This window comes from unidentified bacterial endosymbiont (assembly GCF_918797525.1).
Classification (GTDB): domain Bacteria; phylum Pseudomonadota; class Gammaproteobacteria; order Enterobacterales; family Enterobacteriaceae; genus Enterobacter.
Genome location: NZ_OU963893.1, coordinates 562,602 through 575,926 on the forward strand (window position 1 = coordinate 562,602; position 13,325 = coordinate 575,926).

8 protein-coding genes and 1 pseudogene are annotated in these 13,325 nt (G+C 56.2%); 8 read left to right on the forward strand and 1 reads right to left on the reverse strand.

Annotation, left to right across the window (positions count from 1 at the left end):
• Nucleotides 1-122 precede the first annotated feature (122 nt).
• The 5 genes and pseudogenes from glgB to glgP all read left to right on the forward strand — a co-directional run bounded on the left by glgB (nucleotide 123) and on the right by glgP (nucleotide 9,492).
• Nucleotides 123-2,310 (forward strand): annotated as a pseudogene (gene glgB, locus NL510_RS02590) (1,4-alpha-glucan branching enzyme).
• A complete protein-coding gene (glgX, locus tag NL510_RS02595; RefSeq protein WP_253381363.1) occupies nucleotides 2,307-4,280 on the forward strand; it encodes a glycogen debranching protein GlgX in 1,974 nt (657 codons plus the stop codon). The pseudogene glgB and the gene glgX overlap by 4 nt, the downstream one beginning before the upstream one ends.
• A 17-nt stretch (nucleotides 4,281-4,297) precedes the next feature.
• Nucleotides 4,298-5,593: a glucose-1-phosphate adenylyltransferase gene (gene glgC, locus NL510_RS02600; protein WP_253381365.1), complete on the forward strand. Its 1,296-nt coding sequence runs from the start codon at nucleotides 4,298-4,300 to the stop codon at nucleotides 5,591-5,593.
• Nucleotides 5,593-7,026 carry a glycogen synthase GlgA gene (glgA, locus tag NL510_RS02605; protein ID WP_253384721.1) on the forward strand — a complete coding sequence of 478 codons (1,434 nt, stop codon included), beginning with the start codon at nucleotides 5,593-5,595 and terminating at the stop codon, nucleotides 7,024-7,026. The genes glgC and glgA overlap by 1 nt, the downstream gene beginning before the upstream one ends.
• A gap of 18 nt (nucleotides 7,027-7,044) precedes the next feature.
• Nucleotides 7,045-9,492, forward strand: a complete 2,448-nt coding sequence (gene glgP / locus NL510_RS02610; protein ID WP_253381367.1) for a glycogen phosphorylase — start codon at nucleotides 7,045-7,047, stop codon at nucleotides 9,490-9,492.
• Nucleotides 9,493-9,577: 85 nt separating this feature from the next.
• On the opposite strand, the gene glpD is transcribed toward glgP, so the two are convergent.
• A complete protein-coding gene (glpD, locus tag NL510_RS02615; protein WP_253381369.1) occupies nucleotides 9,578-11,086 on the reverse strand; it encodes a glycerol-3-phosphate dehydrogenase in 1,509 nt (502 codons plus the stop codon).
• A 188-nt stretch (nucleotides 11,087-11,274) separates the two neighbouring features.
• Here glpD and glpE point away from each other — a divergent pair, with 188 nt between their 5' ends.
• Genes glpE through NL510_RS02630 form a run of 3 tightly spaced genes read left to right on the forward strand, consistent with a single transcriptional unit; the run spans nucleotide 11,275 to nucleotide 13,259 of the window.
• Nucleotides 11,275-11,607, forward strand: coding sequence for a thiosulfate sulfurtransferase GlpE (gene glpE / locus NL510_RS02620; RefSeq protein ID WP_253381371.1), 333 nt, complete (start codon nucleotides 11,275-11,277; stop codon nucleotides 11,605-11,607).
• Between the two features lie 47 nt (nucleotides 11,608-11,654).
• Nucleotides 11,655-12,485, forward strand: coding sequence for a rhomboid family intramembrane serine protease GlpG (gene glpG / locus NL510_RS02625; protein ID WP_253381373.1), 831 nt, complete (start codon nucleotides 11,655-11,657; stop codon nucleotides 12,483-12,485).
• 15 nt (nucleotides 12,486-12,500) lie between these two features.
• Nucleotides 12,501-13,259, forward strand: coding sequence for a DeoR/GlpR family transcriptional regulator (locus NL510_RS02630; RefSeq protein ID WP_253381375.1), 759 nt, complete (start codon nucleotides 12,501-12,503; stop codon nucleotides 13,257-13,259).
• The last annotated feature ends 66 nt before the right edge of the window (nucleotides 13,260-13,325 follow it).

Below are 13,325 nucleotides of genomic sequence, written 5' to 3' on the forward strand. Positions count from 1 at the left end.
GCTTTAAGGAAGATTTGTTTCTTACCTGAGGTTAGGACGGGGCTGAGTGGATGCCCGTTCAGGTCACATTAAAGTCGTCCCAGGCGCTGAATAAGGGCGACATAAAAAACAGGATGAATACCATGTCCGATCGTGTGGATAGAGACGTGATTAATGCGCTTATTGCGGGTCATTTTGCCGACCCCTTTTCTGTGCTGGGAATGCACCAAACAGAGGCTGGACTGGAAGTCCGGGCACTGTTACCGGATGCCACCGAAGTATGGGTGATTGAACCGAAAACCGGCCGCAAGGTGGGTAATCTGGAATGTCTCGACTCGCGTGGCTTTTTCTCGGGCGTCATGCCGCGTCGTAAAAACCCGTTTCGTTATCAGCTCGCCGTTATCTGGCATGGCCAGCAAAACCTGATTGATGATCCCTACAGCTTTGGCCCTCTGTTAAAAGAGATGGACGCCTGGCTGCTGTCTGAAGGAACCCACCTGCGCCCGTATGAGACGCTGGGGGCGCATGCCGATACGATGGAGGGCATCACCGGAACGCGGTTTTCCGTATGGGCGCCGAATGCCCGGCGTGTCTCCGTCGTCGGGCAGTTCAATTACTGGGATGGCCGTCGTCACCCGATGCGCATGCGTCGTGAAACGGGCATCTGGGAGCTGTTTATCCCCGGTGCGCATAACGGACAGCTCTATAAATTTGAGATGATCGATGCGAACGGAAAGTTGCGCGTGAAGGCGGACCCGTATGCCTTTGAAGCGCAGATGCGCCCGGACACGGCCTCGCTGATTTGCGGTTTACCGCAGAAGATTGTCCAGAGCGAAGAGCGCAAACGGGCCAACCGCTTTGATGCGCCCATCTCCGTCTACGAGGTCCACCTCGGCTCGTGGCGGCCGCCACACCGATAACAACTATTGGCTCAGCTATCGCGAGCTGGCCGATCAGCTGGTGCCGTATGCCAAATGGATGGGCTTTACCCATCTTGAGCTGCTGCCAATAAACGAGCACCCGTTCGACGGCAGCTGGGGCTACCAGCCAACCGGGATGTATGCCCCGACGCGTCGTTTCGGTACGCGCGACGACTTCCGCTATTTCATCAACGCTGCGCACGCCGCCGGGCTGAACGTGATCCTCGACTGGGTGCCGGGTCATTTCCCCTCTGATGAGTTTGGTCTGTCTGAGTTTGACGGCACAAAGCTCTATGAACACAGCGATCCGCGTGAAGGTTATCACCAGGACTGGAATACGCTGATTTATAACTATGGTCGCCGCGAAGTGACGAACTATCTGGTGGGGAACGCCCTGTACTGGATCGAACGCTTTGGTATTGATGCCCTGCGCGTGGATGCGGTGGCGTCGATGATTTACCGCGACTACAGCCGTAAAGAGGGAGAGTGGATCCCCAACGAATATGGCGGGCGTGAAAACCTCGAAGCCATTGAATTTCTGCGCAATACCAACCGCATTCTCGGGGAGCAGGTCGAAGGTGCGGTGACCATGGCGGAAGAGTCGACCGATTTCCCAGGCGTCTCCCGTCCACCGTCAATGGGCGGCCTGGGCTTCTGGTACAAGTGGAACCTGGGCTGGATGCACGACACCCTCGACTACATGAAGCTTGATCCGGTTTACCGGCAGTACCATCACGACAAGCTCACCTTCGGGTTGCTCTACAACTACACCGAGAACTTCATGCTGCCGCTGTCGCACGATGAAGTGGTGCATGGCAAAAAATCGATCCTCGACCGTATGCCGGGCGATGCGTGGCAGAAATTTGCCAACCTGCGCGCCTACTATGGCTGGCTTTTCGCCTTCCCGGGTAAAAAGCTGCTGTTTATGGGCAACGAGTTTGCGCAGGGCCGCGAGTGGAACCACGACACCAGCCTCGACTGGCATCTGCTGGAAGGCGGCGATAACTGGCACCACGGCGTGCAGCGCCTGGTGCGCGACCTGAACCTGACCTATCGCCACCATAAAGCCCTGCACGAACTCGACTTCGACCCCTACGGGTTTGAGTGGCTGGTGGTGGATGACCACGCGCGTTCGGTCTTTGTCTTTGTGCGTCGCGATAAAGCAGGCAATGAGATTATCGTCGCCAGCAATTTCACACCGGTTCCGCGCGAACATTATCGCTTCGGGATTAATCAGCCGGGAAAATGGCGCGAGATACTCAACACCGACTCCCTGCACTACCACGGCAGTAATGCGGGTAACGGCGGTCTGGTACAAAGCGATACGATTGAGAGCCACGGCCGACACCATTCGCTGAGCCTGACGTTGCCGCCGCTCAGCACCATCTGGCTGGTCCGGGAGGGAGAATGACGCAACTTACGGCAGGTAAACCCGCACCGCTCGGGGCACGTTTTGACGGAAAGGGTGTGAACTTTACCCTCTTTTCTGCCCATGCTGAGCGGGTAGAACTCTGTGTGTTTGATGGTGAAGGCAATGAGCACCGTTACGCTTTACCTGCACGCACGGGGGATACCTGGCACGGTTACCTGGCCGGAGGGCGGCCCGGCATGCTGTATGGTTTTCGCGTTCATGGCCTGTGGGAGCCTTCGCAGGGGCACAGCTTTAACCCGGCGAAGTTGCTGCTTGATCCCTGCGCACATCGTGTTGACGGTGAGTTCAAAGACCACCCCATCTACCACGCTGGCTACGGTGAACCCGATCGCCGCGACAGTGCCCCCCTCGCGCCTAAAAGCGTGGTGGTTAACGATCTCTACGACTGGGAAGGGGATGAGCCGCTAAGAACCCCGTGGGGCAACACCGTGATTTACGAAGCCCATGTTAAAGGGCTGACGTACCTGCATCCGTTGATTCCAGCCGAAATGCGCGGCACCTATAAGGCGCTCGGGCATCCGGTCATGATTGCGTACTTAAAGCAGTTGGGGATCACCGCGCTTGAACTGCTGCCTGTCGCCCATTTCGCCAGCGAACCGCGTCTGCAACGGCTGGGGTTGAGCAATTACTGGGGCTACAACCCGCTGGCGATGTTCGCCCTCGACCCGCGCTATGCGGTGCATCCCGACAAGGTGCGGGATGAGTTCCGTGACGCGATAAAAGCGCTTCATGCGGCGGGCATTGAGGTGATTCTGGATGTGGTGTTGAACCACAGCGCGGAAGGCGATCTCGACGGTCCAACGCTCTCCCTGCGCGGAATTGATAACCGTAGCTATTATTGGATCAGGGAGGATGGCGATTACTACAACTGGACCGGTTGCGGCAACACCCTCAATCTCAGCCATCCGCCCGTGGCGCAGTATGCCTATGCGTGCCTGAAATACTGGGTTGAGACGTTCCACATCGACGGCTTTCGTTTCGACCTGGCCTCGGTGATGGGGCGCACCCCTGCGTTTAGCCAGCAAGCGCCGCTGTTTGAAGCGATAAAAAATTGTCCGTTGCTCTCGCGGGTGAAGTTGATTGCTGAGCCGTGGGACATCGGTGAGGGAGGGTATCAGGTGGGGAATTTCCCACCGCTGTTTGCCGAATGGAACGACCGTTACCGGGATGCCACGCGCCGCTTCTGGCTGGAGCGGAATCTGTCACTCGGAGAGTTTGCCGGACGCTTTGCGGGCTCCAGCGATCTGTTTAAACGTGACGGGAAATCCCCGTCTGCCACTATCAATCTGGTGACGGCGCACGACGGTTTTACGCTGCGCGACTGCGTCTGTTTTAACCAGAAACATAATGAGGCAAACGGTGAAGAGAATCGCGATGGTACTAACAGCAACCATAGCTTCAATCATGGTATAGAAGGGTTAGATGCAAGCCTTGATGTAATCGAGCGACGACGCGCCAGCGTTCATGCGCTGCTGACAACCCTTTTGTTGTCACAGGGTACGCCGATGCTGCTGGCAGGGGATGAACATGGCCACAGCCAGCACGGTAACAACAATGCATATTGCCAGGACAACTCCTTAACCTGGCTCGACTGGGGTGAGGCAAACGGTGGGTTAGCGCAATTTACCGCAGCGCTGATCCATCTTCGCCAGCACATCCCCGCCCTCACTGCCGATTGCTGGTGGGAAGAGGGCGATGGCAACGTTCTCTGGCTGAATAAAGACGCGCAGCCATTAAGCGCGCAAGAGTGGCAACACGGCATACCGTGCCTGCAAATCCTGCTTTCGGGTCACTGGCTGGTCACGCTGAATGCGACGGATAACGTCGCAGAGATTGTTTTACCTGACGGGGAGTGGCGCGCCATTCCCCCCTTCGCCGGAGCGGATAACCCGGTAGTAATGGCTGTCTGGCACGGGCCTGCGCACGGAGTATGCGTATTCCAGAGATGATAAAAAAGGAGTTAGTCATGGTTAGATTAGAGAAGAACGATCCCTTAATGTTGGCACGCCAGCTACCATTAAAAACTGTTGCCCTGATACTCGCAGGCGGGCGTGGAACCCGCCTGAAAGATTTGACCATCAAGCGCGCCAAACCGGCCGTTCACTTTGGTGGTAAGTTCCGCATCATCGATTTTGCGCTGTCCAACTGCCTTAACTCTGGCATTCGCCGCATTGGCGTTATTACTCAGTACCAGTCGCATACGCTGGTGCAGCATATCCAGCGCGGCTGGTCATTCTTCAGTGAAGAGATGAACGAGTTTGTCGATCTGCTGCCAGCTCAACAGCGCGTTCACGGTGAAAACTGGTATCGCGGCACCGCCGATGCGGTGACGCAGAACCTTGATATTATTCGCCGCTATGGCGCGGAATACATCGTGATCCTCGCGGGTGACCATATTTACAAGCAAGACTATTCCCACATGCTGATCGACCACGTCGAAAAAGGGGCGCGTTGCACCGTGGCGTGTCTGCCGGTGCCCGTTGCTGAAGCGAAGGCGTTTGGCGTTATGCACGTGGATGCTGACGACAAGATCATCGACTTTGTTGAAAAACCCGCCAATCCGCCAACCATGCCGGGAGACGATACGAAGTCGCTTGCCAGCATGGGGATCTATGTCTTTGAGGCCGATTACCTTTATGAGCTACTGGAAGACGATGACAAAGACGAAAACTCCAGCCATGACTTCGGTAAAGACATTATCCCGAAAATCACTAAAGCTGGCATGGCCTATGCACATCCTTTTCCCTTGTCCTGCGTACAGTCGGACCCGAATTCAGAGCCTTACTGGCGCGATGTAGGAACCCTGGAGGCCTACTGGAAGGCAAACCTGGACCTGGCGTCCGTTACCCCTGAACTGGATATGTACGACCAGAACTGGCCAATCCGCACGCATATGGAATCCTTGCCGCCGGCGAAATTTGTTCAGGACCGTTCCGGCAGCCACGGCATGACGCTCAATTCGCTGGTGTCCGGCGGGTGCATCATCTCCGGCTCGGTGGTAGTGCAGTCCGTGTTATTCCCACGGGTGCGCGTCAACTCATTCTGTAATATCGACTCGGCAGTGCTGTTGCCGGACGTCTGGGTAGGGCGCTCATGCCGCCTGCGCCGCTGCGTTATCGACCGTGCCTGCGTCATTCCTGAAGGGATGGTGATTGGTGAAAACGCGGAAGAAGATGCGCGTCGTTTTTACCGCTCGGAAGAAGGGATCGTGTTAGTCACACGGGAAATGTTGCGTAAGCTGCAGATCAAACAGGAGCGATGATGCAGGTTTTACATGTATGTTCTGAGATGTTCCCGTTGTTAAAAACGGGCGGTCTGGCGGATGTACTCGGCGCCTTGCCCGCGGCGCAAATCGCCGGTGGGGTTGATACCCGGGTCCTGTTGCCTGCCTTTCCGGATGTCCGGCGCGGTATTCCAGATGCAAAGGTGGTGGCCCGTCGTGGGACTTTCGCCGGGGGCATCACCCTGCTGTTCGGACATTACAAGGGCGTCGGCATTTATCTGATCGATGCGCCGCATTTATATGACCGTCCGGGCAGCCCGTATCACGATACCAATCTGTTCGCCTATACCGACAACGTGCTGCGCTTTGCGCTGCTGGGGTGGGTGGGCGCAGAAATGGCAACGGGGCTGGATCCTTTCTGGCGCCCGGATGTGGTGCACGCGCATGACTGGCACGCCGGGCTGGCGCCGGCTTATCTGGCGGCGCGCGGCAACCCGGCAAAATCGGTCTTTACGGTACATAACCTGGCGTATCAGGGGATGTATTACGCCCATCATATGAATGATATCGATCTGCCATGGTCGTTCTATAACATGCACGGACTGGAGTTTAACGGGCAGATTTCGTTCCTGAAAGCCGGTCTGTACTACGCCGACCATATTACGGCGGTAAGCCCAACTTACGCCCGCGAGATAACCCAGCCGGAATTTGGCTATGGGCTGGAAGGTCTGCTGCAACAGCGCCACCGTGAAGGACGCCTGACGGGCATATTGAACGGCGTAGATGAAAAAATCTGGAGCCCGGAAACCGATCTCCTGCTGGCGGCGCGCTATGGCCGTGATACGGTGGAAGATAAAGCGGAAAACAAGCGCCAGCTGCAGATTGCAATGGGGCTGAAGGTCAACGACAAAGTGCCGTTATTCGCGGTTGTCAGCCGCCTGACCAGCCAGAAAGGGCTGGATCTGGTGCTGGAAGCCCTGCCAGGGCTGCTGGAGCAGGGCGGACAACTGGCGCTGCTGGGCGCGGGCGATCCGGTCCTGCAGGAAGGTTTTCTTGCCGCAGCGGCGGAGCACCCGGGCCAGGTGGGGGTGCAGATTGGTTATCACGAAGCGTTTTCGCACCGCATTATGGGCGGCGCGGACGTCATCCTCGTGCCGAGCCGTTTCGAACCCTGCGGCCTGACGCAACTGTACGGCCTGAAATACGGTACTCTGCCGCTGGTACGCCGCACCGGCGGGCTGGCGGATACGGTGTCCGATAGCTCTCTGGAAAATCTGGCGGACGGTATCGCCAGCGGGTTTGCCTTTGAAGACAGTAATGCCTGGTCGCTGCTTCGGGCGATTCGCCGTGCTTTCGTCTTGTGGTCCCGTCCATCCCTGTGGCGTTACGTACAACGTCAGGCGATGGCCATGGACTTTAGCTGGCACGTGGCGGCGCAGTCCTACCGCGATCTTTATCAACGCTTGATGTAACGAGGCGAAGTTACTGATATGAATGCACCTTTTAGCTACTCTTCACCGACACTCAGCGTTGAGGCGTTAAAGCACTCTATTGCCTATAAGCTGATGTTCACCATCGGAAAAGATCCGGTTATCGCCAATAAACACGAATGGCTGAACGCCACGCTGTTTGCTGTGCGTGACCGTTTAGTCGAACGCTGGCTGCGCTCCAACCGCGCCCAGCTCTCACAAGAAACGCGTCAGGTTTACTACCTGTCGATGGAGTTTTTGATTGGCCGCACCCTTTCCAACGCCCTGCTGTCGCTCGGCATTTATGACGACGTAAAAAACGCCCTGGAAGAGATGGGGCTGGATTTAGAAGAGCTGATTGACGAAGAGAATGACCCCGGCCTCGGAAACGGTGGTCTGGGGCGTCTGGCGGCCTGCTTCCTTGACTCGCTGGCGACGCTGGCGCTGCCGGGGCGCGGGTACGGCATTCGCTACGACTACGGGATGTTCAAGCAGAACATTGTCGACGGACGACAGAAAGAGTCTCCGGACTACTGGCTGGAATACGGCAATCCGTGGGAGTTCAAGCGCCACAATACGCGCTACAAAGTCCGCTTCGGCGGGCGCATCCAGCAGGAAGGAAAAAAATCCCGCTGGGTTGAAACCGAAGAGATCCTGGCCGTGGCCTATGACCAGATCATTCCCGGCTACGACACTGATGCCACCAACACGTTGCGCCTGTGGAGCGCCCAGGCCAGTAGCGAGATCAACCTCGGTAAATTCAACCAGGGCGACTACTTTGCGGCGGTGGAAGATAAAAACCACTCCGAGAACGTCTCCCGCGTGCTCTATCCTGATGATTCGACCTACTCCGGTCGCGAGCTGCGTCTGCGCCAGGAGTACTTTCTCGTCTCCTCAACGATTCAGGACATCCTGAGCCGCCACTATCAACTGCACAAAACCTACGCCAACCTGGCGGAAAAAACCGCGATTCACCTCAATGACACCCATCCGGTGCTGTCGATCCCTGAGCTGATGCGCCTGTTGATTGACGAGCATAAGTTCAACTGGGACGACGCCTTTGAAGTGACCTGCCAGGTGTTCTCGTACACCAACCATACCCTGATGAGTGAGGCGCTGGAAACCTGGCCGGTGGACATGCTCGGCAAAATTCTGCCGCGCCATCTGCAGTTAATTTTTGAGATCAACGACTACTTCCTCAAAACGCTGCAGGAGCAGTATCCGAACGATACCGGCCTGTTAAGCCGCGCGTCGATCATCGATGAATCCAACGGCCGTCGCGTGCGCATGGCGTGGCTGGCGGTGGTGATTAGCCACAAGGTGAACGGGGTGTCTGAACTGCACTCGAACCTGATGGTGCAGTCTTTGTTTGCGGATTTCGCCAAAATCTTCCCGACGCGTTTTTGCAACGTGACCAATGGCGTCACGCCGCGCCGCTGGCTGGCACTGGCAAACCAGCCGCTGTCCGAGGTGCTGGATGCCAATATCGGCCGCACCTGGCGGACGGATTTGGCTCAGTTGAGTGAGCTTGAACAGCACATTGATTTCCCGACGGTGAATAAAGCAGTACGTGAGGCGAAGCTGCTGAACAAGAAACGTCTGGCGGTCTGGCTTGCGATGCACCTCAACGTAGTGGCGAACCCGAAAGCGCTGTTTGACGTGCAGATCAAACGTATTCACGAATACAAACGGCAGTTGATGAACGTGTTGCATGTGATCACCCACTATAACCGCATCAAGGCCGATCCTACGGCGGACTGGGTGCCGCGTGTGAAAATTTTTGCCGGTAAAGCGGCCTCTGCCTACTACATGGCGAAGCACATTATCCATCTTATCAACGACGTAGCGAAGGTGGTGAACCAGGATCCGGACATCGGCGACAAGCTGAAAGTGGTCTTTATCCCCAACTACAGCGTGAGCCTGGCGCAGCTGATCATTCCGGCGGCGGACCTCTCTGAGCAAATTTCCACGGCGGGTACGGAAGCGTCCGGCACCAGTAATATGAAATTTGCCCTGAACGGCGCGCTGACGATCGGCACCCTGGATGGTGCAAACGTCGAGATGCTGGAGCATGTGGGCGCAGATAATATCTTTATCTTTGGTAATACCACCGAAGAGGTGGAGGAGCTACGCAGGCAGGGCTACTCGCCTCGCGAGTATTACGAAGAGGATGAAGAGTTACGTCAGGTGCTAACGCAAATCGCCACGGGTCTTTTCAACCCTGACGAGCCGAGCCGGTATCGCGACCTGGTGGATTCGTTGATTAACTTTGGCGACCACTATCAGGTGCTGGCGGATTATCGCAGCTATGTGGATAGCCAGGACAAGGTGGACGAGCTGTATCGTCAGCAGGAGAGATGGACCAGCGCCGCGATGCATAACATCGCCAATATGGGATACTTCTCGTCGGACAGGACCATCAAAGAGTACGCCGACACGATCTGGCATATCGACCCGGTGCGGTTATAAAAACATGGCCCGGTGACGCTGCGCTTACCGGGCCAACGGGACAGAGTAAGCCGGGTAAGGCGAAGCCGCCACCCGGCTTTTTACATCAGGACGCGAGTGACAATTCACCCTTTCCCGCGTGTTGCGCCAGCCACTGCGCCACGCGAGACTGCTGCTCGGCATTCAGCCACATTCCTTCTTTGGTCCGACGCCACATAGCATCTTCCAGACGGCGCACCCACTCGTGCTCGACCAGATAACGCAGCTCGGCTTCGTACAGCTCATGCCCGAAATGTTCCCCCAGGTCGGCTATCGCTTTTGCGTCGCCCAGGAACAGATCGGTATTGCTGCCGTAAGTGCGGGCATAATGACGGGCCATGCCTTCGGTGATATACGGATAGCGACGACGCAGGGTCGCAGCATAATCATCCCGGTTGTCGCCAATATTGCCCCCGGGCAGTACCGCGCCTTTGGTCCACGCCGGGCCAATACCTTTATAGTATGGCGCCAGTTTTTCGAGCGCGTGCTCGGCCAGCTTACGATAGGTGGTGAGCTTTCCGCCAAACACCGACAGCAGCGGCGCCTGGCCGTCTACGTCATGAATATCAAGCGTGTAGTCGCGGGTGATAGCCTGCGGTGAGTCAGACTCATCATCGCACAACGGACGTACGCCGGAGTAAGTCCAGACCACGTCATCCCGTACCAGTTGTTTCTTAAAGTGAGCGTTATACACGTTGAGCAGGTAGTTAACCTCGCTCTCTTCAATCACCACATTCTTCGGATCGCCTTTATACTCCACGTCGGTAGTCCCGATGATGGAAAACTCATCCATCCACGGGATCACAAACACGATGCGCTTATCTTCGTTTTGTAGAATATAGGCCTGCTTCTGCGTATGTACGCGTGGTACGACAATGTGGCTGCCCTTGATCAGGCGGATACCGTACGGGGACGGCAGGTGCATGCCATCATCAAAGAACTGTTTCACCCACGGGCCGGTAGCGTTCACCAGACCGCGCGCTTTCCAGCTAAATTTCTCACCGGTATCCACGTCTTCCGCTTCCACAATCCACAGGCCATTCTCACGGCGTGCGGCGGTAGCGCGGGTACGGGTTTTCACCTCGCCGCCTTTCTTCTGAACCATCTGCGCATTCGCCAGTACCAGACGCGCATCATCTACCCAGCAGTCGGAATATTCGAATCCGCGCACGATTTCAGGTTTAAGAACCGATTCTGAGCCAAAACGCAACCCGTTCGAACCCGGCAGGCTGGTGCGTTTCCCCAGGTGATCGTACATAAACAGGCCAATGCGAATCATCCACGCTGGACGCAGGTGTGGACGGTGGGGCAGGCGGAAGCGCATAGGAATGGCCAGATGCGGCGCCATTTTTAACAGCACTTCACGCTCGGCCAGCGCTTCGCTGACCAGCCGGAATTCATAGTGTTCCAGGTAGCGCAGGCCACCGTGGATCAGTTTGGAGCTGGCGGAAGACGTCGCACAGGCGAGGTCGTTAGCTTCCAGCATCAGTACGGATAAACCGCGTCCTGCGGCATCGACCGCAATACCGGCACCGTTGATGCCACCGCCTATCACAATCAGATCTTTGGTTTCCATAACACCCTCATGCACTTTCGTTAAAGCTCATAAATGTTCGATATCGCTCATAATAGCAAAGGAGCGCGCTTTTGGTAACATCAAAAAAACAATTTAGAGTGATATGGATAACATAATGGCGTTTCCCCGCCGCCAGGACGTACACTAGGGGGTAAAATCCTGTCGTTGACCCTTGTAAAGAGAACACCATGGAACAGTTTGAATGTATTAACGTCGAAGAAGCCCATCAGAAAATGCACCAGGGAACGGCGGTGCTGGTGGATATCCGCGATCCGCAGAGTTTTGCCATGGGCCATACGCCGGGCGCGTTTCACCTGACCAACGACACTCTGGGCGCGTTTATGCACGATAACGATTTTGAAACGCCGGTAATGGTGATGTGCTACCACGGCAACAGCAGTAAAGGCGCGGCGCAGTATCTTCTCCAGCAGGGCTATGATGCGGTGTACAGCGTCGACGGTGGCTTTGATGCCTGGCACCGTCATTTCCCGGCAGAAGTTGAGCACGCGTTTGATCGCTGATACCGCTATACTGTTCCCTTTTGTGTGGAAATAAGCGACCGCCGCCCATGTTGATGATCACCTCTTTTACCAATCCGCGCGTTGCTCAGGCGTTTGTCGACTATATGGCGACGCAGAGCGTTATTCTGACTATTCAGCAACATCACCAGACCGATGTCTGGCTGGCCGACGAAAGCCAGGCTGCACGGGTGAACGAGGAGCTGGCGCGCTTCCTTGAAAACCCTGGCCACCCGCGCTATCTGGCGGCAAGCTGGCAATCTGGCCAGACCGGCAGCGGATTGCGCTACACTCGTTTCCCCTTCCTCGGCACTCTTCGCGAGCGTGCGGGCCCGTTTACGCTACTGCTCATGGCGGCCTGTATTCTGGTCTTCATTATTATGAATGTGGCGGGCGACCAGCGCGTAATGATTGCGCTGGCGTGGCCGTACGATCCCTCGCTGCAATATGACGTCTGGCGCTACTTTAGCCATGCGCTGATGCACTTCTCGATGATGCATATCCTCTTTAACCTGCTGTGGTGGTGGTATCTCGGCGGTATGGTTGAGAAACGGCTGGGAAGCGGCAAGCTGATAGTGATTACCGTTATCAGCGCGCTATTAAGCGGCTACGTACAGCACAAATTCAGCGGTCCGTGGTTTGGCGGATTATCTGGCGTGGTGTATGCCCTGATGGGTTACGCCTGGCTCAGAGGCGAACGCGAACCGGACAGCGGTATTTATCTGCAACGCGGCTTAATCACCTTTGCGCTAGTATGGCTAATTGCCGGATGGTTTGACGTGTTTGGTATGTCTATCGCTAATGGTGCCCACGTTACCGGACTGGCCGTGGGACTGGCGATGGCCTTTGCCGACACGCTTCATGCGCGAAAACGAACATAATTCCAGGGATATTTCATGAAACAAACACAACGTCATGACGCCATTATCGAACTGGTAAAACAACAGGGATACGTGAGCACAGAAGAGCTGGTGGAGCAGTTTTCCGTCAGCCCGCAGACCATTCGTCGTGACCTGAACGACCTGGCCGATCAAAACCGTATTCTTCGCCACCACGGCGGGGCTGCGCTACCGTCCAGTTCGGTCAATACGCCCTGGCACGACCGCAAAGCGACGCAAACGGCAGAGAAAGAGCGCATCGCCCGTAAAGTGGCGAGCCAAATCCCGAACGGCGCGACGCTGTTTATTGATATCGGCACCACGCCAGAAGCGGTTGCCCACGCCTTGCTGAGCCACGAGAACCTGCGCGTGGTGACCAATAACCTGAACGTGGCTAATACTTTGATGCAGAAAGAAGATTTCCGCATCATCCTGGCAGGCGGGGAACTTCGCAGTCGCGACGGCGGGATTATGGGAGAAGCGACGCTCGATTTTATCTCTCAGTTCCGCCTTGATTTCGGCATCCTGGGGATCAGCGGTATCGATAGCGATGGCTCGCTGCTGGAGTTTGATTACCACGAGGTACGCACCAAGCGCGCGATTATTGAAAACTCGCGCCACGTAATGCTGGTGGTGGATCACTCCAAGTTTGGTCGTAACGCCATGGTGAATATGGGCAGCATTAGCCTGGTGGATGCGGTCTATACCGACGGGATGCCGCCTGCGGGGGTGTTGCAGGTGATTAAGGATAATAATCTGCAGTTAGAGTTGTGCTGAGAAGCCTTCAATCGTTCTGAAACAACGTTATTGCTTCTGTTTAAGCATTACTGGGGATCCCTCAGC

Coding starts and splice junctions, on each gene's coding strand:
- glgX (WP_253381363.1), top strand. CDS start 2,307: ATGACGCAACTTACGGCAGGTAAACCCGCACCGCTCGGGGCACGTTTT.
- glgC (WP_253381365.1), top strand. CDS start 4,298: ATGGTTAGATTAGAGAAGAACGATCCCTTAATGTTGGCACGCCAGCTA.
- glgA (WP_253384721.1), top strand. CDS start 5,593: ATGCAGGTTTTACATGTATGTTCTGAGATGTTCCCGTTGTTAAAAACG.
- glgP (WP_253381367.1), top strand. CDS start 7,045: ATGAATGCACCTTTTAGCTACTCTTCACCGACACTCAGCGTTGAGGCG.
- glpD (WP_253381369.1), bottom strand. CDS start 11,086: ATGGAAACCAAAGATCTGATTGTGATAGGCGGTGGCATCAACGGTGCC.
- glpE (WP_253381371.1), top strand. CDS start 11,275: ATGGAACAGTTTGAATGTATTAACGTCGAAGAAGCCCATCAGAAAATG.
- glpG (WP_253381373.1), top strand. CDS start 11,655: ATGTTGATGATCACCTCTTTTACCAATCCGCGCGTTGCTCAGGCGTTT.
- NL510_RS02630 (WP_253381375.1), top strand. CDS start 12,501: ATGAAACAAACACAACGTCATGACGCCATTATCGAACTGGTAAAACAA.